Origin of the sequence: Mesorhizobium sp. M2A.F.Ca.ET.043.02.1.1, from assembly GCF_003952405.1 — a bacterium.
In the GTDB taxonomy this organism is placed as follows: Bacteria; Pseudomonadota; Alphaproteobacteria; order Rhizobiales; family Rhizobiaceae; genus Mesorhizobium.
Genome location: NZ_CP034445.1, coordinates 3,921,757 through 3,947,869, shown reverse-complemented (window position 1 = coordinate 3,947,869; position 26,113 = coordinate 3,921,757). Strand labels below are relative to the sequence as shown.

Genomic DNA, 26,113 nt, shown 5'->3' with positions numbered 1-26,113 from the left:
ATCCCTCCTGCCGGGATGAGCCCCGATGATGAGTATCGTGCCACGCGGCAAAGGTTCATCGATCTCAAATTGTCCTTGAATATTGGAAAATTTTGGGACATTCATCCCAATATGGTCCATGAACTCGATGCAATCGATCGAAGATTGCTGGCAGAACTGCAGCGCGACGGCACGCTTTCCGTCGACCAGTTGTCGGAGCGCGTGGCGCTGTCGCGCAACGCCTGCTGGCGGCGCGTCAAACGGCTCGAGGAGGACGGCATCATCACCGGCCGGGTCGCGCTGGTCGATGCCGAGAAGCTGGGCCTCGGCCTCCCCGTCTTCATCCTGATCCGCACCTCCAATCATGACCCGGACTGGCTGCAGAAATTCCGCGCGGCCGTGACCGGCTTTCCCGAGATCACCGGCGTCTACCGCATGTCGGGCGACCTCGATTATGTGCTGAGAGCCCGCGTCGCCGACGTAAAGGCCTATGACCGCCTCTACCAGCGGCTGATCGCCAAGGTGGCGCTGTCGGACGTCTCGGCTTCCTTCGTCATGGAGGAGATCAAGGAGACGACCGTGGTGCCGGTGGAACTGCGTTGAGGTAGCCAAGGCCTCCTCGTCATCCACGGGCGGAGCGACGCGTAGCGGAGCGCAGACCCGAGAATGACGACGTGATGGGCGTTCTCGCCAATCGCCAAATGAGCATTCCACCAGCGCAACGACCCTTGTCGTCTTCGCTGGAAAGCGAAGTCATCGTGACGCCTCAAAGAAAGCCTTGGATAGCGTCGCGGTCGAGTTGACCGAATCGCCATTCGCGCCGATAGGAATGGGCTCATGCGCACGGCTGTCCATCCTTCCTCCGTCATCGGCCCCACCGTCGGTTTCGTCAGGCTTCCGCATGGCGAAGGCCTGCCTCTGCCGGCCTATGAGAGCGCGGGCGCCGCCGGCATGGATTTGCGGGCCGCGGTGCCGGAAGACCGGCCGCTGCTTATCCTGCCGGGGAAACGCGCGCTGGTACCGACTGGGCTTGTCCTGGAAATCCCGGAAGGCATGGAAGGCCAGGTGCGGCCACGCTCGGGCCTTGCCTTCAAGCATGGCCTCACGGTCCTCAACTCGCCCGGCACCGTCGACAGCGACTATCGCGGCGAGGTGAAGGTGCTGCTGGTCAATCTCGGCGATGAGGATTTCGCGGTGACGCGCGGCATGCGTATCGCCCAGATCGTCTTCGCCGCCGTGACCCAGGTTACGGTCGAGGAGCGGGCACTCGCCGGCGGCACGACGCGCGGCGCCGGCGGTTTCGGGTCGACCGGCACAGCTTGATGCTAATTCCAAAGCTGGTCATTTTCGACTGCGACGGGGTCCTGGTCGACACGGAAAACCTTGCCAATCGGCGCCTCGCCGAATGGCTGACCGCCGCCGGCTTCACGACCAGCTTCGAATATTGCCGCAGGCATTTTTCCGGCCGCAGCATGGTCTCGGTGCAAAAAGAGATCGAAGAGGCGACCGAGGTCAGGCTCGGCGCTGACTTCGTCGAGCGCTGGAATGCCGGCCTGCCGGATCTTTTTTCGCACGGCGTCGAGGCGATCCCTTATGTGCGTGAATTCGTCGAAGCCGTCCGCGCGGCCGGCATCGCCTATTGCGTCGCCTCCTCGGCTCGGGTCTCGAAAATGCATATCACGCTCGGCCAAACCGGGCTTTTGCCGCTGTTCGAGCACGCCATGTTCTCCTCGACCATGGTCGGGCGCGGCAAGCCGTTCCCGGACCTCTTCCTGCATGCGGCCAAGACGACGGGCTTCGCGCCGGCCGACTGCATTGTCATCGAGGACAGCGTCGCGGGAACGCAAGCCGGCATTGCCGCCGGCATGCGGGTGTTCTCCTATTACGCCGATCCGTTCTCAGACCGCGAGGGCCTGGCGGCGGCCGGCGGCATCCTGTTCGACGATATGCGGGAACTTGCTAGCCTGGTACCGATCGGCTGATCCGGCTGTACGCTTCAGGACTCCGTGCTAGCGTGCGGCCCCGGGGGTGTTTTCGATGATTTCCATTCTATCCCGTCTCATGCTCGCCTGCCTGCTGCTGCCGTGCCTGTGGGCGGCCGCGCTGGCCCAGGACGTCAGCTTTCCGGAGCTGAGCAGCGCTGTCGGAGGTCGTCAGGACGTCACTTATCTTGATCTTGCCAAGATGGTCCTCCCCGACCTGAAGGCAGTCGCCAACGGCTTCTATGACGGCAGCGCCCCAATCGATGTGCGCGACATCCTCGGCGGCGAAGAGGGCGGCTCGCCGCCCGAGACCGTCAACCTGCCGAATGCGGCGGTGCTGGCCATCAAGGCCGGCGGCAAGGAGCGGCTGGCGATGCTTTTCGACCTCGGCCAGGCCCAAGACAGCGCCGAAGGATTTGCCGTGCTGGCGCTCTACGACCTCACCGGCAAGCCGAAGCTGCTCGACGCCGTCAATGTCGGAACCGACCAGAGCACTTATTTTCGCGATCCGGGAAAGCTCGCGATCGGTCCCGGCGACGACGCGCTCATTACCATGAGCACGCATTTCAATTCGAACCAGGGCTATGTCGGCACGATCCTGATCCTGGTCCGCAACGATCGTTTCGAACCGATCGACCAGATCAACACATTCGACGAGAATGTCTGCGCCTACAAACGCACGCAGGATCTTTCCTTCCAGACGCGCGGAAGTGAAAAGCCCTATGCCGCGGTCAGGGTGACTGTGACCGACGCCACCAAGCCCAGCGGTGAAAGCTGCGAGGAGCCGGCACCCAAGGCAGTCTCGCACGACATTTCCGTCACCTATCACTGGAACAAGAAAACGTCGCGCTACGTGGCGGATTCAGATGCCTTCAAACGTTTGTCAGCAGAGAACGAGAAACGCTTCTGATCCAAGCGCATTCGTTTGCCCGGGTCGAACGGCCGCGATAAATTCCTCGCAGGACCCCGCTCATAATTGAGGACTCGCCATGGACAAGGGCAAGATTTTTCGCGATCTGCATGCCTCCACCTTCGTCATGCCCAACCCCTGGGACATAGGCACGACCAAGCTTCTGGCTTCCTTCGGTTTCACAGCGCTGGCGACCACCAGCGCCGGGTTCGCCTTCTCGCGCGGCCTGCCGGACGGCGCCGTGACCTTCGAAGCCATGATCCACCATTGCCGCGACGTGACCGCGGCAACCGACCTGCCGGTTTCGGCCGATCTCGAACGCGGCAAGGGCGACAGCCCCGAGCAGGCCGCCGAAACCATCTTCGCGGCGGAAGCCGCCGGGCTCGCCGGCTGCTCGATCGAGGACCACACGGGCGACCCCGCCAACCCGATCTACGATTTCTCTCATGCGACCGAACGCGTCGCCGCCGCCGTCGAGGCGGCCCGGGCGCTCAAGCACGATTTCGTCTTCACCGCGCGGGCCGAGAATTTCCTCTGGGGCAAGACGGACCTCGACGACACCATCAAGCGGCTGCAGGCCTTCGAGAAAGCCGGCGCCGACGTGCTTTATGCGCCGGGGATCGGCGACGTCGACATGGTGCGCACCATCTGCTCGTCGGTGAGCCGTCCAGTCAATGTGATGGCCCGCCCCGGTTTCACCGTCGCCGACCTTGTTATGGCCGGCGTCAAGCGCATCTCGCTCGGGCCGTGGCTGACCAATTTCGCCTATGGCATGCTGGAGACTGCGGCGCGCGAGATCCAGCAGGACGGCACTTTCGGCTTCACCCGGGCGGCGATGCCGTTCGGCAAGCTGCAAGCGCTGTTCCGGGAGGGCAAGGAGCAGGACTAGAGCAATTCCAGGAAAAGTGTGGGCGGTTTTCCGTCCGGAATTGCGTCAAAACAAAGAGATAGAGCGGTTCGCCGTTTCCGTGAAACGGTGAAACGCTCTAGACCGGGCCCCGCGTCGAAACCGCCTTGTGCAGATGCACCATCATGGCGGCCGCGAAAAGCGGCGTCAGAAGGTTGAGCAGCGGCACGGCGAGGAACATGGCGATGACCAGTCCAGCCAGGAACACCGTGCCGGCATATTTGCGGCGCAGCGCCTTGGCCTCTGCCTCGGGGCGAAAACGCATGGCGGCGAATTCGAAGAATTCGCGGCCCAGCAGATAGCCGTTGACGATGAAGAAAGCGGCAATGTTGACGCCCGGCACCAGAAGCAAGAGCAACGCGACGATGTTGCCGAGGGCGACCACGCCGAAGAATTTGATGGCCAGCGCCAGCGAATGCAGCGCCGGCACGGCGCGGCCGGGCGGGCCGTCGGGATAGTCGGTGCGCTCGACCACTTCGGCGATATCGTCGAGGAACAGGCCGGCAACGATCGCCGTCACAGGCGCGATGAGCAAGGCCATCCCCACCGCCAGGACAATGCCGGCGATGATGCCGCCCAGCCACCCGGCCCAGGACGGCAGGCCCGGGAGCAGCGTCTGCAGCCATGGCCAGGCCAGCCATTCGAGCAGGCTCTCGAGGCCAAGCCAGAGCGCCACCAGGGCGAGCAGCGTCAGCCCCAGCGTCTTGAGGAAGACGGAGCGGAATTCAGGCGAGAACAGCCGGCTGGCGGCGGCGCGGGCAGCATCTAGGATCACGGCGGGTGCAGACCCCTCATCGAGAAACGACGCCCCCGAGATAGGCGGCGAGGGAGAGCGGCGCAACTGCAGGGCGAGACCCCGCCCGACCGTTCACGCTTGTCCCGGGATCACTCCTGCCCGCCTGGCGGGAATGGTCATTGCCGCAACGCCGGCGACGACGAAACCCATGCCGACCCAAGCGGCCGGCCCCAGGCTTTCGCCCAGGAAGACGGCGCCAATACCGACTCCGATCGGCACGCGCATAGGCCTGCGAGGTGGTGCCGACCGAGCCCAGCGTGTGGATGAGGCGAAAATAGATGACGAAGGCTAGCGCCGTCGAGAAGACCGACAGGCCGAGCAGGGCCAGGATCGATGCCGCCGACGGCGCAAGCGTCCATGGCCGGTCGACGATCAGGCTGAGCGGCACAAGCATCACCGCGCCGCAAAGCATCGAACCCGCGGCGGGTATCATCGGATCGAAGCCCTTGAAGCCGCGGCCGAAGATCGCCGCGCCGGCATAGGAGACCGTCGCGATGACGATCGCAAGCTGCGCCCACATTTGACGGCCAAGCCCGCCAAGCGCCTCGGTGCCGATGATGAGGCAGATGCCGACGATGCCAGCCCCGACGCCGACGAGCTTGCGCGCCGTGACGGGCTCATGGCGCGTGATCAAGGCCGTCAGCAGGAAGGTGAAGATAGGCGATGTCGCGTTGAGGATGGTGGCAAGACCGGCATCCACCGATCGTTCGGCGGCGGCGATCAGGGTGAAGGGCACGACGCTGTTGAGGCAGGCCTGGAAAGCGAACCGGCGCCACATTGCCGCGTCGGCAGGCATGGCAAGGCCGCGCCAGCGGATGACGCTGAGCAGAATGGCCCCGGCGATCAGGGTCCGAGCGGCGATGAAGGTGACAGGCGGGATCGTCTCGACGCCGATCTTGATGAAGGTGTAGGAAGCGCCCCACAGCACCGCCAGCGCGCCGAGCAGCGCGAGGTCGGTGGGCATTTCGGTCTCTTCGGACATTTCTGCGCCTTCCGTCTGCGGAAACAATCCGCTTCTAGCCGATAGCGGCGCGGAAATGTTTCGATCGCTGTGAAACCATAGCGGCGAGGGCGGCGGCCGATATGAGCCAGTTCGATGCGAACGCTGCCGCAGCCGGTGAACAATCGGCGGCGAGTTCGGCGTCATGGAAGGCGATGGCGATTTTCGGGGTAGGCAAAGCAGCGGCAACTCGCTAGACCCGCGCCCGGCCGGCATGCCAGATAGCCGGGGTGGTTCTTGGCGGAGATTTTGATGCCGGAATATGACGTGCTTTGCATCGGCAATGCCATTGTCGACATCATCGCGCAGTGCGACGAGGCTTTTCTCGAGACCAACGGCATCATCAAGGGGGCGATGAACCTCATCGACGCCAGGCGCGCCGAACTGCTCTACAGCCGCATGGGGCCGGCGATCGAGGCTTCAGGCGGCAGCGCCGGCAACACGGCGGCCGGTGTCGCCAGCCTCGGCGGACGGGCCGCCTTCTTCGGCAAGGTGTCGAACGACGCGCTGGGCGAAATCTACACGCACGACATCCACGCCCAGGGCGTGGCCTTCGACACCAGGCCGCTCGCGGGCGAGCCGCCGACCGCACGCTCGATGATCTTCGTGACGCCGGACGGCGAGCGTTCGATGAACACCTATCTCGGCGCCTGCGTCGAGCTTGGGCCCGAGGATGTCGAGGCCGACAAGGCGTCCGGCGCCAGGGTGACCTATTTCGAGGGCTATCTGTGGGATCCGCCGCGCGCCAAGGAGGCCATCCGCCAGACGGCGAAGCTGGCGCACGCCGCGGGCCGCGAAGTGTCGATGACGCTGTCGGATTCCTTTTGCGTCGACCGCTACCGCGACGAGTTCCTCGAGCTGATGCGCTCAGGCACCGTGGACATCGTCTTTGCCAACAGTCACGAGATCAAGTCGCTCTATCAGACCGCTTCCTTCGAGGAGGCGCTCGCCGCCATCCGCAAGGATTGCAAGATCGCTGCCGTCACCCGTTCCGAGAAAGGCTCGGTGATCGTGCGGGGCGACGAGACCGTCACCATCGAGGCGACGAAGATCAAGGAACTGGTCGATACGACCGGCGCCGGCGACCTCTATGCCGCCGGCTTCCTTTATGGCTACACGACCGGACGCAGCCTCAAGGATTGCGGCGACCTCGGCTCGCTGGCCGCCGGGCTGGTGATCCAGCAGATCGGCCCGCGCCCGCGCCAGAATCTCCGCCGCGCGGCCGAGCAGGCAGGGCTGCTCTAAACGGCCCGGCGAGGCAAATTGCATAAGAACGCCGTACCGTTGCGTCATCGCGGACAGGCTCGGAACCGGCCTGTCTGTCGCGCCCCTGTCACAGAGCGCTCCTACACGCAAAGATAGAGCGTTCCGCGACTGACATTTCGGCACGCCAGACCAGGGGTGTGAAGATGCAAGCCAGCAACCTGCCGGGCCGCGGCGTCCATTGCCGCCGCAATCTGTGCTTTCCGCGATAGAATTTCAGCAGCCGCCGGCGTCTGGGGAGGAGCGCGGGCCACAAGACGAACGCATGACCAGACTTCAGACCCCGTCCGAGGGGATTTCGCAAGAGACGTTGGGCTGGCCTAGTGACCGAAGCCGTGCAGCAGACATTGATGCAGCATGGTGTCCTGCTGGACGCACAGGCCCTGGTTTCAGCCAGTGTGCTCGCCGGCAGCGTGGCGGCCGCCCTGCCCTTCCTGCCGCCGGCGCAGCGCCATGCAATCGATTCTTTGAAGGCCGATTGGACCGCGCTCATCTCCGAGTTCTTCCGGACGGTGCCGGACAGAATTGCAAGCGGAAATCCGATGGTATCCGATCAGGCTTCCGGGCGCGCGCCGCTGGGGGCGGGACGGCTTCAGAATATCGCGGAACGCGCGGCCGGTCTTCAATCGATGCTGCTTGAGGATTGGGCAGGCGAAGTCGCCGGCTCGACCTATTTGGAAGAGAAGCTCCGGATCCCGCGCTCGACGCTGCATCGCTGGCAAAGGCGCGGCGAGGTCGTCGCGCTGCGCAAGGGCGGCCGCAAACATGTCTTCCCACTGGCCCAGTTCGTCGACGGCCGGCCGGTCCTGGGCATAAGCGACGTGCTGTCGGCGATCGCCAATCCGAGGCTTGCCTGGTTCTGGCTGACCCGCCCCGCGCCCGAGCTTAATGACCGCGTCCCTATAGAGATGTTGAGGGAAGACATGCTCGCGGACGTGGTCCGCGCCGCGCGCACCGTGTCCTGAGCGGTTTGGTAAGGTTTCCGCGCAACCTGCGGCATAATTAGCCGGGCAATAAAGTGTGATATACCTGCAATAATTGGCACATTTGACACATTCTCGGGATTTCTTAGTGTTTCGATTGTATAAAGTGTGCAATTTGTCCCAATTTTACAAATATATGACGTGATATTTGAGCAACAAGATCTTTATAAGATTCAAAAAGATGCTTTTCCGACGCAATCTCTGTTGTACGTGACGACCGATTAAGTCATGTCCAGAGCGAAGAAGCGGCGCCGATGCGCGTACTTTTTCAACGATGGGGACGGGGGTGGCAAACGCCGAACGGCATGTCAGGCCTGTCTTGAACCTTTGACTGGAGATTCAAGAAAATGAACATCAAGAGCCTTCTTCTCGGCTCCGCTGCGGCCCTGATCGCAGTTTGGGGCGCCCGCGCCGCCGACGCGGTGACCGTTGCCGAGCCAGAACCGGCCGAATATGTGAAGATCTGCGACGTCTATGGCGCCGGCTACTTCTATATCCCCGGCACCGAGACCTGCCTGCGCGTCGGCGGCTACGTCCGCTATGACGCCGGCGTGGGCGATGTGGGCTCGTTCGATGGCGCCAAGAGTGTCGACGTTCGGGACGGCGACGTCCAGAACACCTGGTTCAAGAACACCCGGTTCACGCTGAAGACCTGGACCGGCCAGGAAACCGAACTCGGCACGTTGAAGACCTACACCGAGACGCGCTTCAATTTCGGCGACAAGAACCTGGTCACCGCCGACGGTGACGTCGACAGCAATCCCGCCGCCAACAAGGCGACCGACCTGCATTTCGCCTGGATCCAGCTCGGCGGCCTGCGCGTCGGTAAGGATGAGACGCCTTATGACCAGTTCATCGGTTATGCCGGCAATGTCATCCAGGACACGATCATCCCGTATGGCATCAAGGACACCAATGTCGTCAGCTACTATTTCGACGCCGGCAGCGGCTTCTCGGGCGTCGTCTCGCTCGAAGAAGGCTCCGGTACCACCGGCACCATCGACAGCTATGTTCCACACGTCGTCGGCGGCCTGAAGTACAAGGGCGACTGGGGCGCGCTCACTGGCGTCGTTGCCTATGACAGCAACTACGAGGAAGTGGCTGGCAAGGTTCGCCTCGATGTCAACGTCAACAAGGAACTATCCCTGTTCATCATGGCCGGCTACGGCACCGACGACAACCTAAGCGACGATGCGGGCAACGCAGTCGATGCCCACGGGCGCGGCTTCTACAAGCCATGGGGCGGCAACTGGGCTGTATGGGGTGGCGGCACCTACAAGTTCAACGACAAGACGTCCTTCAATGTCCAGGCATCCGCCGACGACGACAAGAACTATGCGTTGGCGGCAAACGTCGCCTACACCATTGTCCCGGGCTTCACGATCACGACCGAAGTTGATTGGGATCATTTCGGCCACTTCGACGACGGCACCCCGTTCGGCAATTGGACCAAGGCCGACAAGAAAGACAGCGTCGGCGGCATCGTCCGCTTCCAGCGCTCGTTCTGATCGACCCTACCACCTCATACGCAAAGGGCCCGTGGCATCGCCGCGGGCCCGTTTGTTTGATCCCAAGCAGGGCCTTTGACGCGCCGGCCCGTCAATTCCCCGCCGTATAGGCCGCGATCGCCGCCATGTTGACGATGTCCGAGTCCTTGGCGTTCAGCGAGACGATCTGGACCGGCTTGTTCAAGCCGACCAGCAGCGGGCCGATGACGGTCGAGCCGCCGAGTTCTTGCAGCATCTTGGTCGAGATCGAGGCGGAATGGAATGCCGGCATGATCAGCACATTGGCCGGGCCGGTGAGCCTGATGAACGGATATTGCGCCATGGAGCGCGGGTTCAGCGCCACGTCCGCCGCCATCTCGCCGTCATACTCGAAATCGACGCGGCGCTTGTCGAGGATGCGCACCGCCTCCTGCACGCGTTCGGAGCGCTCGCCCTGCGGATGGCCGAAGGTGGAATAGGCGAGCATGGCAATCCTCGGCTCGTAGCCCATGCGGCGGGCAAAACCTGCCGCCTCCTCGGCGATGTCGGCGATCTGCTCGGCGTTCGGCATGTCGTGGACGGCGGTGTCGGCGACCAGCACCGTCCTGCCGCGGGCGAGCACGATCGACACGCCGATGACGCGGTGGCCGGGCTTGGCGTCGATGATGCGGCGCACATCGTCGAGCGCGGTGGAATAGTTGCGGGTAACGCCGGTGACGATGCCGTCGGCATCGCCCAGCGCCACCATGCAGGCGGCGAAGTGGTTGCGGTCGTTGTTGATCAGGCGCTGGCAGTCGCGGAACAGGAAACCCTTTCGCTGCATGCGCTCGTAGAGATAGTCGGTGTAGATGCCGTTGCGGCGCGACAGCCTGGCATTGATGATCTCGATGCCCTGCTTGTTCAAGTCGATGCCGGCATTGCGGGCATTGTCCTTGATGACGTCGTCGCGGCCGAGCAGGATCGCCGTGCCGAGCTTCTGGTTCACATAGGAGACGGCGGCGCGCATCACCTGCTCCTCCTCGCCTTCGGCGAAGACGATGCGCTTGGGCTGGCGGCGCACGCGGTCGTAGATGCGCTGCAGGGTCGAGGCGATCGGGTCGCGGCGGGCGGACAGTTCCTGCGCGTAGCGGTCGAGATCGAGGATCGGCTTGCGGGCGACGCCCGATTCCATCGCGGCCTTGGCCACCGCCAGCGGAATCGCCGAGATCAGGCGCGGGTCGAACGGCACGGGGATGATGTAGTTGGGGCCGAATTTCGGCCGGTTGCCCTGATAGGCGGCGGCGACATCGTCCGGCACGTCCTGGCGCGCCAGCTCGGCTAGCGCCCTGGCCGCCGCGATCTTCATCGCGTCGTTGATGGTGGTGGCGCGCACATCCAGCGCGCCCCGGAAGATATAGGGGAAGCCCAGCACATTGTTGACCTGGTTGGGGTAGTCCGAGCGGCCGGTCGCCATAATGGCGTCGGTGCGGATCTCGGCCACTTCCTCGGGCGTGATCTCCGGATCGGGATTGGCCATGGCGAAGATGATCGGGTTCTTCGCCATCGACTGCACCATGGCGGTGGTCAGCGCGCCCTTGGCGGACAGGCCGAGGAAGACGTCGGCGCCGTCCAGCGCCTCGGCAAGGCTGCGCGCCTCGGTCTTGACCGCATGCGCCGACTTCCACTGGTTCATGCCTTCGGTGCGGCCCTGATAGACGACGCCCTTGGTGTCGCACAGGATGACATTTTCCGGCGCGAAGCCCATCGCCTTCATCAGTTCGATGCAGGCGATGCCGGCCGCGCCCGCGCCGTTGCAGACCAGCTTGGTGGTCTTCATGTCGCGGCCGGTGATCTCCAGCGCGTTGATCAGCCCGGCGGACGAGATGATTGCCGTGCCGTGCTGGTCGTCGTGGAAGACCGGGATATCCATCAGCTCGCGCAGCCGCTGCTCGATTATGAAGCACTCCGGCGCCTTGATGTCCTCGAGATTGATGCCGCCGAAGGAAGGCCCGAGGAAGCGCACGCAGTTGACGAACTCGTCGGCATCCTCGGTATCGACTTCAAGGTCGATCGAATCGACATCGGCGAAGCGCTTGAACAGCACGGACTTGCCTTCCATCACCGGCTTGGAGGCCAGCGCGCCGAGATTGCCGAGGCCGAGGATGGCGGTGCCGTTGGAGATGACGGCGACCATGTTGCCGCGCGTCGTGTAGTCGAAGGCGCGGCTCGGATCCTCGGCGATGGCGCGCACGGGAACGGCGACGCCCGGCGAATAGGCGAGGCTCAGATCGCGCTGCGTCGCCATCGGCTTGGTGGCGACGATCTCGAGCTTGCCGGGCCGCCCCATGGCGTGGAATTCCAGCGCCTCCTCGGGACTGACGGAAGGGCCGCTGCTTTCAGTTTTCCTGGCCATGATGCCTGACGTTTTCCTCACCAATTCGCGCTCTTGAGGCGAGCGCATTCTTTTAAACTACCGCTTAAGGCCATACTCAGCCGCTGTAAACGGCCAAGCGATCAAGTGACGGCGTTCCTCCGCGGTACCGGCGACGATCAAATCTTGCCTGATGAGATCGCGGCAATCTCGCGCAGGTGCTCGCTGACCGAAGCCCAGCGCGTCAGCCCAGAGGTGCCGGCGAACGGCCATTCGGAGAAGGGCGGATCATCGCTGCCCATGCGTCGCTTAAGCGCCGAGAGATAGGCCATCAGTTCCAACCGTTCCGCCTTTACCCTTTCAAGCGTGCGGCCGCGAATCTCCTCCCGCGGTATGGCCCGGTCGCGAAGCCGCTCGACCGCGCGGCGGATCGCGGCCGGCTCCGGCTCGGCGATAATGCAGTAGTCCGGATCGAAATAGACGTCGCGGCCGCCGATGCTCGGGGTCGAGACGATCGGCAACCCGGCCAGCAGATACTCCATGCTGGAATACATTGCCCCTTCCACCGCCGACAGGCAGAGCCCGACCGCGGCCTGGTTGTAGACGCGGTTGACTTCGGCGGAGGTCAGCCGGCCGGGCAGGCCATCAACGAGCGGATTGGCGATGCTGTGAAGCGGCGATTGCGCCTGCAGGCGACGGATGAAGGCGCGGTCGCCGGCCGGCGGCAATTCGCCGATCGAGGACGTCACATGGACTAGTCTTTCGATCTCGAAGGCGAGATAGTGCCGCTTGGTGTGCGAGATGCGGCCATTGTAGACGGCATCGTACTCGACCGGCACGTCCGGCAGCGGCCGGAACACGTCTTCCGAGATCATCAGATTGTGATTGGAGAAGATTGCATTGCCGCCAACGCCTGCAATCTGGCGTCGCTCTTCCTCTGTGTTGCAGAGAAAGATCAGCTCGTGTTTGGGGCAGGTCCTGGCGAACCAGGCGAGATCCTTGCGAATCTGCTCGATGACGGCAGGCCGTTCCAGCGTCCAGTTCGGCATCAGAAGGAAGGTAGCGCGTCGTGGCGCAAGGCGTCGGCAGAAGGCGGCGAGCGCGTAGAGCGGGCGCCTGCCGCCGACAGGTACATAGAGGATCAACGGATCGCGACTGAAAATGTGGAGAGGCATCTCGATGCCGCCATCGAGGCCCGAAATCGGCCCGCGCGCCGGAAGGATGAAGGGCAGCCGTATCCGCGTCCACGCCTTGATTTTGGTTCTGGTTCGGTTGGCTCGGTTAGCGGCAAGAAGCCGAATGCGGCCGAGCGAGCCGGCGGGGCCGACCATCTCCTCGAACGTCTCGTGTCCGTCCTGCTTCATCGCCCCACCATGTTCTCATGGGCCCGGACGATCCATATGTCGGCCGACCTCGTGAGGCAACATGCCTTGCGCACCCTGTTCCTGCCGATGGCGCAACCGCCCAGTCTTCCCCTGCTTTTCGCGCCGCCGGCATTAAACCGGGCTGCCACTTCTGCTAGCGTCCCGGCATGAACATGCACATGCCGACAGACAACGACGCCCAGGAGACGACGACGCCTGCGCCCGCCACCGGGGGCGTCACGCCGATGATGGAGCAGTATATCGAGATCAAGGCGGCGAACCCTGACTCGCTTTTGTTCTACCGCATGGGCGATTTCTACGAGCTGTTCTTCGACGACGCGGAGAAGGCGAGCCAGGCCCTCGGCATCGTTTTGACCAAGCGCGGCAAGCACCAGGGCCACGACATTCCGATGTGCGGCGTACCGGTGCATGCGGCGGACGACTATCTGCAAAAGCTGATCGCGCAGGGTTTTCGCGTCGCCGTCTGCGAGCAGATCGAGGATCCGGCGGAAGCCAAGAAACGCGGCTCAAAATCGGTGGTGCGCCGGGACGTGGTGCGGCTGGTCACGCCCGGCACCATCACCGAGGACAAGCTCCTCGCGCCCTCGGAATCGAGTTTCCTGATGGCGCTCGGCCGCGTCAAGGTTGGCGTCGCCGCTGCCAGCCAGGCGAGCTTCGCGCTGGCCTGGATCGACATTTCGACCGGCGCGTTCCGCGTTGCCGAGACGAGCGCCGAGCGGCTGCTTGCCGACATTTTTCGCGTCGACCCGCGCGAGTTGATCGTCGCCGAGCCGGTTTTCCACGATCCGGAGCTCAGGCCGGTCTTCGATGTGCTCGGCCGGGTCGCCAATCCGCAGCCGCCGTCGTTGTTCGATTCGGCCTCGGCCACGGGCCGCATCGCGCGCTTCTTCGAGGTCGCGACGCCGGACAGTTTCGGCACGTTCTCGCGCGCCGAATTGTCGGCGATTTCGGGCGCCATCGCCTATGTCGAAAAGACGCAAAAAGCCGAACGCCCGCCGCTGTCGCGGCCCGAGCGCGAGGAGCAGGGCTCGACGCTGTTCATCGACCCGGCGACCCGCGCCAACCTGGAACTGCTGCGCACGCTCTCCGGTAGCCGCGACGGCTCGCTGTTCAAGGCGATCGACCGCACCGTGACCGGCGGCGGGGCGAGATTGCTCGCCGATCGGCTGATGGCGCCGCTGACCGACCCGGCCGCAATCGCGGCAAGGTTGGATTCGGTCTCCTTCTTCCGCTCCGAAGTGCGGCTCTGCCAGAGCCTGCGGGCGAGCCTGAAAAGCGTCGCCGACATGCCGAGGGCGCTGTCCAGGCTGGCGCTCAACCGCGGCGGGCCGCGCGATCTGGGGGCGCTGCGCGCCGGCTTCGAGGCGGCGAGAGCGATCGCCGAATTGTTCGCGGCAACCGCGCTGCCCGCCGAGCTCGCCGCAGCGCTGGCCGCGATCAAGGCCCTGCCCGAGGCGCTTGCCCGCCACCTCAGCGAAGCGCTCGACGACGAGCTGCCGCTGATCAGGCGCGACGGCGGCTTCGTGCGTACAGGCTATCACGCCGAGCTCGACGAGATGCGGGCGCTGCGCGACGAATCGCGAAAAGTGATCGCCGGGCTGGAGCGCTCGCTCATCGAGGAAACCGGCATCCGCTCGCTGAAGATCCGGCACAACAATGTGCTCGGCTATTACATCGAGGTGACGGCCAGCCACCACTCGATCATGACCGGCAGCGACGCCGCCAAGGCACGCTTCATCCACCGCCAGACCATGGCCAACGCCATGCGCTTCACCACGACGGAACTGGCGGAGCTGGAATCAAAGATCGCCAACGCCGCCGACCGGGCGCTGAGCATCGAGCTCGCCGCCTTCGACCGGCTGACAGCGGAAGTGGTGGCTGAAGCGGACAGCATCCGCGCCGGCGCCGAGGCGCTTGCCGCTCTGGACGTGTCGGCGGCGTTGGCGCTTCTTTCGGAAAGCGAGGGCTGGTGCCGGCCGGTAGTCGATGCCGGCCTCGCTTTCGAAATTGTCGGCGGGCGCCACCCGGTGGTCGAGCAGGCGCTCAGGCGTTCCGGCGAAGGGCCGTTCGTCGCCAATGATTGCGACCTCTCGCCCGAAAGCGGCGCCAGGGCCGGCGCCATCTGGCTGCTCACCGGCCCCAATATGGGCGGTAAATCGACATTCCTCAGGCAAAACGCACTGATCGCCATTCTGGCCCAGACCGGCTCCTTCGTGCCGGCGCAAAGCGCCCATATCGGCGTCGTCGACCGCCTGTTCTCACGCGTCGGCGCCTCGGACGACCTGGCGCGCGGCCGCTCGACCTTCATGGTCGAGATGGTCGAGACGGCGGCGATCCTCAACCAGGCGGGCGAGCGGGCGCTGGTGATCCTGGACGAGATCGGCCGCGGCACAGCCACCTTCGATGGGTTGTCGATCGCCTGGGCGGCAGTCGAATACCTGCACGAAAAGAACCGCTGCCGGGCGATTTTCGCCACGCATTTCCACGAGATGACGGCGCTGGCGGGCAAGCTCCCCCGGCTCCACAACGTCACCATGCGGGTCAAGGAATGGGAAGGCGACGTCGTCTTCCTGCACGAGGTCGGCAAGGGCGCGGCCGATCGCTCCTACGGCGTGCAGGTGGCGCGGCTGGCCGGCCTTCCGGAAGCGGTCGTCGCCCGCGCCAAGGAAGTCCTGCATCAGCTGGAAGAGGGCGAGGTTTCGGGCAAGACCAACCGGCTGGTCGACGATTTGCCGCTGTTTTCGGTGGCGGTGAAACGCGAAGCGCCGAAGCCGGTCAAGAGCGATGCGCTGGGCGAAGCGCTGGGCGCAATCAATCCCGACGAGATGACGCCGCGCGAGGCGCTGGAGGCGCTCTACCGGCTGAAGGGGCTGGCGAGCCGGTAATCAAAATAATCGGAACATCGGCGTCACCAGCCCTGCCGACTGGAGCCAGCCGAACAATTCGACCGCGAGTATCGCCGCAAGGAAGTAGGAGCCGTCGATGGCGGTCCGCTTCAGCGCCACCGAGTCGAACGTGACGAGAGACGAGCCCAGGACGTCGACGGCATCGCGCCGCAGACGGGGAAAGAAGGCCGGCACGCTTCGACGATAGCGCCGATAGGCCTCGCCAAACATGGCATCCAGCGCGACCACTTCGCGCGTCGCGACATAGGAAAAGACCAGGCAGGTGAAGACAAAGAGAAACGCCGAAAGGATCAGCGACCCGAATGTCAGCCCGACGCCTGCCAACCCAAGGGCCGAGAAGAAATAGAGCGGGTTGCGCGTATAGGCATAGGGGCCGGTCGTGACGAGCTCGCGGTTCTTGCGTCCGCCAACATACAGGGACGCCCAGCAGCGGCCGCCGATGCAGATGAGGATCAGCACGGTACCTGCAAATTCCAGCATTTCGCGAAAGGTACTGCCTTGCGGCCAGCCACTTTCCGCAAGCAGGGCCGGCGCCAGGGCAACGGGAGCAACCAGCCAAAGGAAACGGATCCTTCTGCCCTGTTGAAAAACCGTCGCGGAAAGCGGCATCGGTGACTTCTTCTGCATTTGCGTCATCGCCTCAATCATTGCGCACCGCGGCTCCCTTGTCGGTCCAGGCCGGCGGCAGCCCCATCCGATCGCCGACGAAGCCGACCAGTCCAGGCGGTTTGCCGAATGTCTTGCAGGCAGGGTATTTCGGCTCCCTGCCGACCATGGCGCGCATCTCCGCCCTGGTTGGCAGCGACGGCAGCGTGCCGAAGGGCGTCTTGCCGGTGACCAGGAGCTTGCTGAAATCGTGGCCGAACTTCGCCGCCAGCTCGTAGGCGTCGCCCTCGCGGGCGACCCGGCCTGAATCCAGCAGCGCGTTCGCGCCGCGTCCCCAGATCATGGCCGCCGCCTGCTTGCCGTTGACGCCAACCGCTTCGGCTTCAAGCGACAGGCTGCCCAATCCGATCGGCAGGCGCGGAACCGGAATGTGCATTTCGGGAAGCGCGACGGAAACCGCCGTGGACGCAACTTTCGAAACGCCGACCGCCAGCGCATTCGTCGGCGTCGCATGCGTTACCATGGAGTGGACCGTCAGGTCGGCCGGCTCGGTCAGGGCGACCACTTGAAAGCGCTGGCTGAGGCCCGAGCAGAGGGTCCTGTCGACGGCATTCGTGATCAGGCCGCGCTGCGCCGGCGTCAATGTCGATTTTCCGGCGGCGGGCGGTGAAAAGCCTGTCGGAATGATCCGAACGGTTCTTGCCGCGAGCACGTCGTCCTTGCTCACCCGCATCAGCGAGCGGGCCAACCAACCGTCCGACGGTTTCAGCTCGTCATAGGATTGCAGCGAGCCTACCTGATCCAGCGGCGCGGACGCGCAGCCGACCGCGAGCATGCTCAAGACCAGCACAAACGGCCATATTATGCGGTGGTCGGCGCGGCATACCTGCCGATCGGCCAGGCCGCGACCGATGTGAGCCTCGCGACGTGAACGCAAGCAAGCTGCCATGGATGCCTCTGCATGGATGGGCCCGGCGGGGCGTGTTGGGGAGCGTCAATAATTGCACTCAGTGCAATAAATTGATGGCGCCATTATGGCGAGGTGCAATGACGGGACTTGAACATGCGCCAAATTTCCTGTCGCATCCGGCGAGCGGTCATGGCAGGAGCGCTCCATGAACGATGCGCCAAAACCAGAAGGCCTGCGCGAGCGGAAGCGACGGGAAACATCCCGCCGCATCGCCGACGCCGGCCTGAAGGCTTTCCTGGCCAATGGCTATGACGCGACCACGCTTGACGAGATAGCTGCCGCCGCCGGCATCTCGCGCCGGACGTTCTTCCACTATTTCAAAAGCAAGGACGAGGTGCTGTTTGCATCCCTGGGCAACCACGCGAGCGTGGTCAAAGCATCGATCCTTGCGGAGCCACCCACGGGAACGGCGATCGACATCGCCCGCGATGCATTGCTCAATATCATCGGCAGCTTCCAGGGGTCGCAAATGATGGCGACGGCCAAGATCATGCGGGAGAGCAAGACGCTGCGCTCGCGCAGGCACACGGGCTACCTGCAGCTTGAGCAAGCCATTTTCGAAGGGTTGTGCGAGTTGCGGCCGGACCAGGCCCGCGACAGTCTGCGACTGGTCGCCTTGGTGACGGTCGTCGCGTTGCGCCTAGCGGTGGAGACATGGCAGCAGCAACACGCCAGGCATCCGCTGGAAGGATATGTCCGGGATGCCTTTGAAAGGCTGAAAACCGAGATTCGATAGTCCAGCCGCTCGAGGGAACCGCAAAAGACCACAAGCGGTGTTGACTCATTGTACCGATCGGCGATTGCGGATGCGGCTTGAGCAAGTGGCCAGGATGTAGCGTTCCTACAGAGGTTCGAAGCGAAAGCCTGTTTCGCCTCGCGAAATCCGGCCGACGCCCGGCGAATCGAGATGCGCTCCGGCGACGCACCAGGCGTTGTCGGCGGCAAGCGCCAAAATGCGCAGCCGGGTCTCGCGCGCCTGGTCCTGGTCGGCGTCGAATTCCCACGCTACCTCCGGCCGGTCGAACTGAAGCGACGGCACATGCACGATGTCGCCCCAGACCAGCAACGTCTCGCCGCCGCTCGTGACACGAAAGCCGGTATGGCCGATTTCATGGCCGGGAGCGGCGACGGCCTCGATATTCGCGCTCAGCTGCTGTCCAGGGTCCAAAGGTTCCGCTCGGTCATGGAAGCGGCTCAACCTCGCTACCGACCGGAACATGTCGAGCTCGGCTCGAGGGACAAGCAGGCGGGAGAGCTGCGGGAAACCGTCGCGACCATCGGCACGGATAAGCCCGTGAATATGGTCGAGATGCGTGTGGGTGAAGGCAACCGTGCGTATCCGATCGACGGCGATCCTCGCCTCGCTCAGCGCCTGCGGCAGGAGCCCCATTGTCGGGTGCCAGGCGTTCGAGGAACCCGTGTCGATCAGCGTGATTTCATGGCCGTCGTCAATGGCAAAGGCATTGACCGACAATCTGAGCGCGCCGTCGAAGAGCGGCACCTGCGGGGGGAGATCGTCGCCGAAGGACTCGCCTCCCGGCTTATGCAGCCGCCGGACCGGCATGTCGACATAACCGTCGCGCAGCGAGGTGACGGTCAAGTCGCCGATTTTATAGGCCGTGTGATGCGGTCCGGCGGAAATTCGTTCCAATGCCTGCTCCCGGTTCAGTCGCAAATCCGGATCGAAGTTGTGGCTAGATCATCTCCAGGCCGCGCTTGCGCGTCGGCGGCGGGAAGACGCGGTCGAGTTCAGCGAAATCCTCAGGCGTCAGCTTGATGTCTAGCGCGGCGGCATTGTGGCGGACATGCTCCTGCCGGCCTGCCTTTGGAATGGCGATGACGCCCGGCTGCGCCATCACCCAGGCGAGCGCGATCTGGGCGGCGGCGGCGTTGTGGCGCGAGGCTACGGCTTCGAGCCGAGCATTCCGAGCGAGCGCACCCTGCTCCACCGGCGAATAGGCCATCAGCGGGATGCCGCGCTTCAGGCTCCAAGGTGCCAAGTCGAATTCCGGCCCGCGCCGCGAGAGATTGTAGAGGATCTGATTGGTCTGGACGTTGCTGCCCGAGCGCAGACCGACCAGTTCCTCCATCTCGTCGGTGTCGAAATTGCTGACGCCCCAGTGGCGGATCTTGCCTTCCCTCTTCAAGGTTTCGAAGGCCTCGACGGTTTCGGATAGCGGCACGCTGCCCGGCCAATGCAGCAGATAGAGATCGATCCGGTCGGTGGAAAGCCGCTTCAGGCTGTTCTCGCAGGCTCGCTTCACGCCGGCGCGCGACGCATTGGTCGGCAGCACCTTGGAAACCAGAAAAGTCTCGTCGCGGCGCCCGGCGATGGCCTCCGCCACCACTTCCTCGGCGCCGCCGCTGGCATACATTTCAGCGGTATCGATCAGTATGATACCGAGGTCCAGCCCGAGTTTCAGCGCCGCGACTTCATCGGTGCGGCGCCTGCGGTCCTCCCCCATCTTCCAGGTGCCCTGGCCCAGCACCGGAACGGCCTCGCCGGACGGCAGCTTGAGGGTCCTGACTGTTGACGGCATGGCTTCCTCCGCGTGGGCCAGATGGCAGCATAGCCACAACCGGAAATCCAGACCAAAGCCGTCTGGCCGCTTGGATTTCCCGGTAGCGGCTACTTCGCCGGGTGCTTGGCGAGCCAGTCTTTCATTTCCTTGATCTCGGCTTCCTGCGCCTTGACCACGCCTTCGGCGAGCTTGCGGATTTCCGGATCCTTGCCGTTGGCGATCACCACCTTGGCCATGTCGATGGCGCCCTGATGATGCGGGATCATGCCACGGACGAAATCGACATCGGCATTGCCGGTGTATTTGATCGCCATGTCCTTGTGCATCTTCTTCATTGCCGCCTCATAGCCCGCCGTGGCCGGGCTCTGGGCGCCCATGGCCATCTTGGACATGTCGTGCTTCATCTCCTCCGACGAGGCCGGCACGCTTTCGAGGAAGACGGCAAGCAGCATTCCCGCCGCCATCAAAAGCAGCACGATTTTCTTGGCCAGGGTCATTCAAGGTCTCCTTGTGGTTGAGGTTCGTATCTGGGAGCTTCCTTCAGAGTTTCAACGTCGTCAGTCGCAAAGCATTGGCAATGACCGACACCGACGACAGGCTCATCGCCGCCGCCGCTATCATCGGCGACAGAAGCGTGCCGGTGAGCGGATAGAGCACGCCGGCCGCGACCGGCACGCCAAGCACGTTGTAGAGGAAGGCGAAGAACAGGTTCTGGCGGATGTTGCGGATCGTCGCCTGGGCCAGCGTGCGCGCCCTGACGATGCCGTTGAGGTCACCCTTGACCAGCGTGATGCCGGCGCTTTCGACCGCGACATCGGCGCCGGTGCCCATGGCGATGCCGACATCGGCGCCGGCCAGCGCCGGCGCATCGTTGACGCCGTCTCCGGCCATGGCCACGCCAGCGCCGCTCGCGCGCAGCTGCTCGACCAGCGCGCCCTTCTCATCCGGCAGCAGGCCGGCGCGGACCTCGTCGATGCCAAGCTTGCCGGCGATCGCTTTTGCCGTGCGCTCGTTGTCGCCGGTTGCCATGATGATCCTCAGACCCCTATCGTGCAGGGCCTTGATCGCCTCGGCCGTCGTTGCCTTCACGGGATCGGCCACTGCGACGATGCCGGCGAAGCCGCCGTCGACGGCCACGAACATGGCCGTCTTGCCTTCGGCCTGCATCGCCTCGGCATTGGCCGCCGGCGTTTCGACGCCGAGGTCCGCCATCATCGCCGCATTGCCGAGCGCGACCTTCCTGCCCGTAACCGTGCCCGAGACGCCCTTGCCGGTGACGGCTTCGAAATCGACGGCTTCGGCCAGCTTCAGGCCGCGCGCGGCGGCGCCCTCGACGATCGCCTCGGCCAGCGGATGCTCCGAGCCCTTTTCGAGCGCGGCGGCAAGACCCAGCAGATCGTTCTCATCGATATTTCCGGCCGCGACGACATCGGTAAGCCGCGGCTTGCCTTCGGTCAGCGTGCCGGTCTTGTCGACGATCAGCGTGTCGACCGAGGCGAAACGCTCCAGCGCCGCCGCTTCCTTGATGAGCACGCCGGCATGCGCGCCGCGGCCGGTCGCCGTCATGATCGACATCGGCGTCGCCAGACCGAGCGCGCAGGGACAGGCGATGATCAGCACCGACACAGCCGAGACGATGGCGAAGATCAGGCTGGGCTCTGGGCCGAGGAACGCCCAGGCGACGAAGGCGATGATGGCGACGAGCACCACGGCCGGCACGAAATAGAAGGACACGCGGTCGGCCAGCCCCTGAATCGGCGCGCGCGAGCGCTGCGCCTTGGCGACCATCTCGACGATGCGCGACAGCGTGGTCTCGGCGCCGACCTTCTCGGCGCGCATGACCAGCGAGCCGTTCTTGTTCAGCGTGCCGCCGGTAAGCGCGGAGCCTTCCGTCTTTTCGACCGGCAGCGGCTCGCCCGTGATCATCGATTCGTCGATCGCCGAGCGACCTTCCAGCACGGTGCCGTCGACCGGAACGGCGTCGCCCGGACGAATGCGCAGCCGGTCGCCCGTCTGCACGCTGTCGAGCGGCACATCCTTCTCGGAACCGTCGGCGCCGATCAGACGCGCCGTCTTCGGGGCAAGGTCGAGGAGCGCGCGAATGGCCGAGCCGGTGCGCTCGCGGGCCCTGAGTTCCAGCACCTGGCCGAGGAAGACAAGCGCGACGATGACGGCAGCGGCTTCGAAATAGACCGGCACGGCGCCGTCATGGTCGCGGAACTGATGCGGGAAGATGTCCGGAAACAGGGCGGCGACCACGCTGTAGAGATAGGCAGCGCCCACGCCCAGCGAAATCAGCGTCCACATATTGGGGCTGCGGTTGACAACCGATTCCCAGCCGCGGTGGAAGAACGGAAACGCCGCCCAAAGCACCACCGGGCTCGCCAGCGCCAGCTCTGCCCATGTCTTCGTCCGGCCGTCGATGAGACTTTCCAAGCTGAGGCCCAGCATCGGCGCCATGGCGAAGATCAGGAGAGGAGCGGAAAGCGCCGCGCTGACCCAGAACCGGCGCGTGAAATCGACCAGCTCGGGATTTGGGCCTTCATCGCCGGTCGGCACGCCCATCGGCTCCAGCGCCATGCCGCAGATCGGGCAGGAGCCGGGCTTGTCGCGGATGATTTCAGGGTGCATCGGGCAGGTGTACTGCGTGCCCTTCGGCATCGGCTGCGGCTCGGGCCGGCCGGCGAGGTATTTTGCCGGCTCCGCCTCGAACTTGCCTTGGCAAGCGGCCGAGCAGAAATAGAAGCCCTTGCCATCATGACGCACAAAGTGCCTGGCGCTGGCGCGGTCGACGCTCATGCCGCAGACAGGATCGGTGGCCGTCAGGTAGCTCTCCGGCTCGGCTACGAATTTCGTGCGGCAGCGCTCGCTGCAGAAATGAAAGGTTCGTCCGCCGTGCTCGGCCGTCGGCTTGCCGGCCGCCGGATCGACCGTCATGCCGCAGACAGGATCGCGAATCACAGCTTCGGCCGCTGACGCTGCACCTTTCGCGGAGCAGCAGGATGCGCCATGCGAGTGATGATGGTTGTGGTCGGAATGGGTCATCAGCAATGCCTCGGAATTCTTGAATTGAGGCGGAGGTAGTCCTTCCAGCTACTGGAAGGTCAAGCGCCAGTTTCGACTTTCGGAAATTCTGGTCGTTTGGCCTTGCGCTGCATCAATCGCGCGCCATCGGAAACGCGGACGCCAGCCCCATACACAGCGCGAAGAAAACAGGCTATAGACGCCGCCGAATGGCAAAGATCTCCCTGAAACTCAACGAAATCATCGATGGCGACGCCTTGCGCCGCGACTTGACCGCGCTGACGTCGGCAAGCGCCGGCGACGGTTCGGGACCGGCGGTTCGCACCGCCGTGCTCCAATTGCTCAAAGCCAGGCTGGCGGAGGGGCGCAAGATCGCCGAGGCCATGCTCAAGGAGGATGGCGGCGGCAATGCCTGCGCCGAGCGGCTCTCGCATCTGATGGATGAGCTGATCCGGGCACTCTATGATTTCGCCGCCACCCATGTCTACCGGGTAAAGAACCGTTCGGTGGCCGAGCGCATGGCGGTCGTGGCGGTCGGCGGCTACGGCCGCGGCACGCTGGCTCCGGGCTCCGACATCGACCTCCTGTTCCTGCTGCCCTACAAGCAGACGCCATGGGGCGAGCAGATCGTGGAGTATATGCTCTACATGCTGTGGGACATGGGGCTGAAGGTCGGCCACGCCACCCGCAACATCGAGGACTGCCTGCGGCTGTCGCGCAGCGACATCACCATCCGCACCTCGATTCTCGAGGCGCGTTTCCTGTGGGGCGAACAGAAGCTCTATGAAGAGCTGCTCACCCGCTTCGACCACGAGGTGGTGCGCACGACCGGGCCGGAATATGTGCAGGCCAAGCTTGCCGAGCGCGACGAGCGCCACGCCAAGGCGGGTGAAAGCCGCTATCTGGTCGAGCCCAATGTCAAGGACGGCAAGGGCGGGTTGCGCGACCTGCAGACGCTGTTCTGGATCGGCAAATATTTCTACCGCGTGCGCACCGGCGAGGAGCTGGTCGAGAAGGGCGTCTTCACCCAAGCCGAATATCGCGAGTTCCAGAAGGCCGAGGATTTCCTCTGGGCGGTGCGCTGCCACATGCATTTCCTCACCGGCAAGGCGGAGGAGCGGCTGCATTTCGACATCCAGCGCGAGATCGCCGAACGTCTGGGCTATACGACGCATCCCGGCCTGTCGGCGGTCGAGCGCTTCATGAAGCACTATTTCCTCGTCGCCAAGGATGTCGGCGACCTCACCCGCATCTTCTGCGCGGCGCTCGAGGAAGAGCAAGCCAAGCATGTGCCTGGCTTCAACCGCATCTTCCTCACCTTCCAGCGGCGCAAGCGCAAGCTTGCCGGCACGTCCGATTTCATCGTCGACAACCACCGCATCAACATCGCCGACGATGGCGTGTTCGAACGCGACCCGGTCAACCTGCTGAGGTTGTTCTGGTTCGCCGACAAGCATGGGCTGGAGTTCCACCCCGACGCGCTGAAGCTGCTCACCCGCTCGCTCGGCCTGGTCAACAAGTCGCTCCGGCGCGACGAGGAGGCCAACCGGCTGTTTCTCGACATATTGACCTCGGACCGCAACGCCGAGCTCAATCTCAGGCGCATGAACGAGGCCGGGCTGCTCGGCAGGCTGATCCCCGACTTCGGCAAGATCGTCGCCATGATGCAGTTCTCGATGTACCACCACTATACGGTGGACGAGCACCTGATCCGCTGCATCGGCGTGCTGGCCGAGATCGAGCGCGGCGATGGCGAGAAGATTCACCCGCTGGCGCATTCGCTGATGCCGGGGCTGAAGAAGAGCCGCGAAGCGCTTTATGTCGCGGTGCTGCTGCACGACATCGCCAAGGGCAGGCCGGAAGACCATTCGGAGGCCGGCGCCCGCATCGCCCGACGCATCTGCCCGCATATGGGGCTGTCGCCGGCCGATACCGAGACCGTCGCCTGGCTGGTCGAAAACCACCTTGTGATGTCGATGACGGCGCAGACGCGCGACCTCAACGACCGCAAGACGATCGAGGATTTCGCTTCGATCGTGCAGTCGGTGGAGCGGCTGAAGCTGCTTTTGATCCTCACCGTCTGCGACATACGCGGCGTCGGGCCGGGCGTGTGGAACGGCTGGAAGGGCCAGTTGCTCCGCACGCTCTATTACGAGACCGAGCTGCTGCTGACCGGCGGCTTCTCGGAAGTGTCGCGGGCGCAACGCACCGCCGCCGCGCGCGAACGGTTGGCCGAGGCGCTCTCGGCCTGGCCGGCCAAGGAGCGCAAGCGCTATGTCGCGCAGCACTATGAGAACTACCTGCTGACGGTCGACCTCAACGACCAGCTGCGCCACGCCGACTTCATCCGTGAGGCGGATGCGGCGGGCAAGAAGCTCGCGACCATGGTCAAGACGCATGAATTCGAGGCGGTGACCGAGATCACCGTGCTGGCGCCGGACCATCCGCGCCTGCTTTCGATCATCGCCGGGGCGTGTGCCGGGGCCGGCGGCAACATCGTCGACGCACAGATCTTCACCACTTCCGACGGGCGGGCGCTGGACACTATCCTGATCTCGAGGGAGTTCGACCTCGATGAGGACGAGCGGCGCCGCGCCGAGCGCGTCGGCCGGCTGATCGAGGACGTGCTGTCCGGCAAGAGCTGGCTGCCGGAGATGATCGAGAAGCGCACCAAGCCGAGGCGTGGCGCCAAGGTTTTCAGGATTCCGCCGCGCGCCGAGATCCGCAACACGCTGTCCAACCGTTTCTCGGTGATCGAGGTCGAGGGGCTGGACCGGCCTGGCCTGCTGTCCGAGATCACCGGCACGCTCTCCGACCTTTCGCTCGACATCGCCTCGGCGCATATCACCACCTTCGGCGAGAAGGTCATCGACACATTCTACGTCACCGACCTGACCGGACAGAAGATCGACAGCCCGACGCGCACGGCCACCATCCACAAGCGGCTGATCGATACGCTGGAAGGCAATTCGTCGGAACGCAACGGCAAGGCCAAGGCGGCGGCCGAGTGACCATCCATTTGACGCAATTTCCCTGGCAGTCA

Annotated in this window: 20 protein-coding genes and 1 pseudogene; 11 read left to right on the top strand and 10 right to left on the bottom strand. The window is 64.3% G+C overall.

From position 1 onward, the window contains the following. Positions 1 to 111 precede the first annotated feature (111 nt). The 5 genes from EJ068_RS18905 to EJ068_RS18885 all read left to right on the top strand — a co-directional run bounded on the left by EJ068_RS18905 (position 112) and on the right by EJ068_RS18885 (position 3,760). Complete coding sequence (locus EJ068_RS18905; protein ID WP_127252754.1) at positions 112 to 582, top strand: Lrp/AsnC family transcriptional regulator; 471 nt, start codon at positions 112 to 114, stop codon at positions 580 to 582. 234 nt (positions 583 to 816) lie between these two features. Further along, on the top strand, positions 817 to 1,302 hold the full coding sequence (gene dut / locus EJ068_RS18900) for a dUTP diphosphatase (protein WP_126079733.1): 486 nt from the start codon (positions 817 to 819) through the stop codon (positions 1,300 to 1,302). Beyond that, positions 1,302 to 1,961: an HAD family phosphatase gene (locus tag EJ068_RS18895; RefSeq protein ID WP_189342405.1), complete on the top strand. Its 660-nt coding sequence runs from the start codon at positions 1,302 to 1,304 to the stop codon at positions 1,959 to 1,961. Before dut ends, EJ068_RS18895 begins: the two co-directional genes overlap by 1 nt. A 55-nt stretch (positions 1,962 to 2,016) precedes the next feature. After that, a complete protein-coding gene (locus tag EJ068_RS18890) occupies positions 2,017 to 2,871 on the top strand; it encodes a hypothetical protein (protein WP_127252756.1) in 855 nt (284 codons plus the stop codon). A gap of 79 nt (positions 2,872 to 2,950) precedes the next feature. Next, positions 2,951 to 3,760, top strand: a complete 810-nt coding sequence (locus EJ068_RS18885; protein ID WP_127252757.1) for an oxaloacetate decarboxylase — start codon at positions 2,951 to 2,953, stop codon at positions 3,758 to 3,760. A gap of 97 nt (positions 3,761 to 3,857) precedes the next feature. Here EJ068_RS18885 and EJ068_RS18880 read toward each other — a convergent pair whose 3' ends face one another. Together EJ068_RS18880 and EJ068_RS18875 are read right to left on the bottom strand one after the other, a co-directional pair. Continuing rightward, a complete protein-coding gene (locus tag EJ068_RS18880) occupies positions 3,858 to 4,553 on the bottom strand; it encodes a sulfate transporter family protein (protein WP_127252758.1) in 696 nt (231 codons plus the stop codon). A gap of 93 nt (positions 4,554 to 4,646) precedes the next feature. Then, positions 4,647 to 5,538: pseudogene (locus tag EJ068_RS18875) on the bottom strand (EamA family transporter). A 288-nt stretch (positions 5,539 to 5,826) separates the two neighbouring features. Between EJ068_RS18875 and EJ068_RS18870 the strand changes: the two are divergent. From EJ068_RS18870 to EJ068_RS18860, 3 genes are all read left to right on the top strand, one after another. Continuing rightward, positions 5,827 to 6,819 (top strand): adenosine kinase, encoded by a 993-nt coding sequence (locus tag EJ068_RS18870; RefSeq protein ID WP_127253173.1) that lies wholly within the window; start codon positions 5,827 to 5,829, stop codon positions 6,817 to 6,819. Between the two features lie 341 nt (positions 6,820 to 7,160). Continuing rightward, the gene (locus EJ068_RS18865; RefSeq protein ID WP_245463150.1) at positions 7,161 to 7,802 is read left to right on the top strand and encodes an antitoxin Xre/MbcA/ParS toxin-binding domain-containing protein; all 642 of its coding nucleotides are present in this window, start codon (positions 7,161 to 7,163) and stop codon (positions 7,800 to 7,802) included. 365 nt (positions 7,803 to 8,167) lie between these two features. Beyond that, positions 8,168 to 9,328, top strand: a complete 1,161-nt coding sequence (locus tag EJ068_RS18860) for a porin (protein WP_129554689.1) — start codon at positions 8,168 to 8,170, stop codon at positions 9,326 to 9,328. A 91-nt stretch (positions 9,329 to 9,419) separates the two neighbouring features. On the opposite strand, the gene EJ068_RS18855 is transcribed toward EJ068_RS18860, so the two are convergent. Both EJ068_RS18855 and EJ068_RS18850 read right to left on the bottom strand, forming a co-directional pair. Beyond that, positions 9,420 to 11,699, bottom strand: a complete 2,280-nt coding sequence (locus tag EJ068_RS18855; protein ID WP_127303043.1) for an NADP-dependent malic enzyme — start codon at positions 11,697 to 11,699, stop codon at positions 9,420 to 9,422. A gap of 137 nt (positions 11,700 to 11,836) precedes the next feature. Next, complete coding sequence (locus tag EJ068_RS18850; protein WP_128298219.1) at positions 11,837 to 13,021, bottom strand: glycosyltransferase; 1,185 nt, start codon at positions 13,019 to 13,021, stop codon at positions 11,837 to 11,839. A 167-nt stretch (positions 13,022 to 13,188) separates the two neighbouring features. Here EJ068_RS18850 and mutS point away from each other — a divergent pair, with 167 nt between their 5' ends. Continuing rightward, positions 13,189 to 15,927, top strand: coding sequence for a DNA mismatch repair protein MutS (gene mutS, locus EJ068_RS18845; protein WP_129554688.1), 2,739 nt, complete (start codon positions 13,189 to 13,191; stop codon positions 15,925 to 15,927). Here the strand turns inward: mutS and EJ068_RS18840 are convergent, their stop codons facing one another. Further along, positions 15,928 to 16,596 carry an isoprenylcysteine carboxylmethyltransferase family protein gene (locus EJ068_RS18840; RefSeq protein WP_127253914.1) on the bottom strand — a complete coding sequence of 223 codons (669 nt, stop codon included), beginning with the start codon at positions 16,594 to 16,596 and terminating at the stop codon, positions 15,928 to 15,930. Then, complete coding sequence (locus EJ068_RS18835; RefSeq protein WP_245463472.1) at positions 16,589 to 17,389, bottom strand: DUF3313 domain-containing protein; 801 nt, start codon at positions 17,387 to 17,389, stop codon at positions 16,589 to 16,591. Before EJ068_RS18835 ends, EJ068_RS18840 begins: the two co-directional genes overlap by 8 nt. Before the next feature lie 280 nt (positions 17,390 to 17,669). On the opposite strand from EJ068_RS18835, the gene EJ068_RS18830 reads away from it, so the two are divergent. Then, positions 17,670 to 18,260: a TetR/AcrR family transcriptional regulator gene (locus EJ068_RS18830; protein ID WP_127249405.1), complete on the top strand. Its 591-nt coding sequence runs from the start codon at positions 17,670 to 17,672 to the stop codon at positions 18,258 to 18,260. 105 nt (positions 18,261 to 18,365) lie between these two features. On the opposite strand, the gene EJ068_RS18825 is transcribed toward EJ068_RS18830, so the two are convergent. From EJ068_RS18825 to EJ068_RS18810, 4 genes are all read right to left on the bottom strand, one after another. After that, positions 18,366 to 19,175: an MBL fold metallo-hydrolase gene (locus EJ068_RS18825; protein WP_127249404.1), complete on the bottom strand. Its 810-nt coding sequence runs from the start codon at positions 19,173 to 19,175 to the stop codon at positions 18,366 to 18,368. Positions 19,176 to 19,218: 43 nt separating this feature from the next. After that, complete coding sequence (locus EJ068_RS18820; protein ID WP_127249403.1) at positions 19,219 to 20,064, bottom strand: aldo/keto reductase; 846 nt, start codon at positions 20,062 to 20,064, stop codon at positions 19,219 to 19,221. Between the two features lie 89 nt (positions 20,065 to 20,153). After that, positions 20,154 to 20,543: a DUF305 domain-containing protein gene (locus EJ068_RS18815; protein WP_127249402.1), complete on the bottom strand. Its 390-nt coding sequence runs from the start codon at positions 20,541 to 20,543 to the stop codon at positions 20,154 to 20,156. A gap of 43 nt (positions 20,544 to 20,586) precedes the next feature. Next, on the bottom strand, positions 20,587 to 23,091 hold the full coding sequence (locus EJ068_RS18810) for a heavy metal translocating P-type ATPase (RefSeq protein ID WP_127249401.1): 2,505 nt from the start codon (positions 23,089 to 23,091) through the stop codon (positions 20,587 to 20,589). A 188-nt stretch (positions 23,092 to 23,279) separates the two neighbouring features. Here EJ068_RS18810 and EJ068_RS18805 point away from each other — a divergent pair, with 188 nt between their 5' ends. Next, the gene (locus EJ068_RS18805) at positions 23,280 to 26,081 is read left to right on the top strand and encodes a [protein-PII] uridylyltransferase (protein WP_127249400.1); all 2,802 of its coding nucleotides are present in this window, start codon (positions 23,280 to 23,282) and stop codon (positions 26,079 to 26,081) included. Positions 26,082 to 26,113 lie beyond the last annotated feature (32 nt).

Coding starts and splice junctions, on each gene's coding strand:
- EJ068_RS18905 (WP_127252754.1), top strand. CDS start 112: ATGGTCCATGAACTCGATGCAATCGATCGAAGATTGCTGGCAGAACTG.
- dut (WP_126079733.1), top strand. CDS start 817: ATGCGCACGGCTGTCCATCCTTCCTCCGTCATCGGCCCCACCGTCGGT.
- EJ068_RS18895 (WP_189342405.1), top strand. CDS start 1,302: ATGCTAATTCCAAAGCTGGTCATTTTCGACTGCGACGGGGTCCTGGTC.
- EJ068_RS18890 (WP_127252756.1), top strand. CDS start 2,017: ATGATTTCCATTCTATCCCGTCTCATGCTCGCCTGCCTGCTGCTGCCG.
- EJ068_RS18885 (WP_127252757.1), top strand. CDS start 2,951: ATGGACAAGGGCAAGATTTTTCGCGATCTGCATGCCTCCACCTTCGTC.
- EJ068_RS18870 (WP_127253173.1), top strand. CDS start 5,827: ATGCCGGAATATGACGTGCTTTGCATCGGCAATGCCATTGTCGACATC.
- EJ068_RS18860 (WP_129554689.1), top strand. CDS start 8,168: ATGAACATCAAGAGCCTTCTTCTCGGCTCCGCTGCGGCCCTGATCGCA.
- EJ068_RS18855 (WP_127303043.1), bottom strand. CDS start 11,699: ATGGCCAGGAAAACTGAAAGCAGCGGCCCTTCCGTCAGTCCCGAGGAG.
- EJ068_RS18850 (WP_128298219.1), bottom strand. CDS start 13,021: ATGAAGCAGGACGGACACGAGACGTTCGAGGAGATGGTCGGCCCCGCC.
- mutS (WP_129554688.1), top strand. CDS start 13,189: ATGAACATGCACATGCCGACAGACAACGACGCCCAGGAGACGACGACG.
- EJ068_RS18840 (WP_127253914.1), bottom strand. CDS start 16,596: ATGATTGAGGCGATGACGCAAATGCAGAAGAAGTCACCGATGCCGCTT.
- EJ068_RS18835 (WP_245463472.1), bottom strand. CDS start 17,389: ATGCTCGCGGTCGGCTGCGCGTCCGCGCCGCTGGATCAGGTAGGCTCG.
- EJ068_RS18830 (WP_127249405.1), top strand. CDS start 17,670: ATGAACGATGCGCCAAAACCAGAAGGCCTGCGCGAGCGGAAGCGACGG.
- EJ068_RS18820 (WP_127249403.1), bottom strand. CDS start 20,064: ATGCCGTCAACAGTCAGGACCCTCAAGCTGCCGTCCGGCGAGGCCGTT.
- EJ068_RS18815 (WP_127249402.1), bottom strand. CDS start 20,543: ATGACCCTGGCCAAGAAAATCGTGCTGCTTTTGATGGCGGCGGGAATG.
- EJ068_RS18810 (WP_127249401.1), bottom strand. CDS start 23,091: ATGACCCATTCCGACCACAACCATCATCACTCGCATGGCGCATCCTGC.
- EJ068_RS18805 (WP_127249400.1), top strand. CDS start 23,280: ATGGCAAAGATCTCCCTGAAACTCAACGAAATCATCGATGGCGACGCC.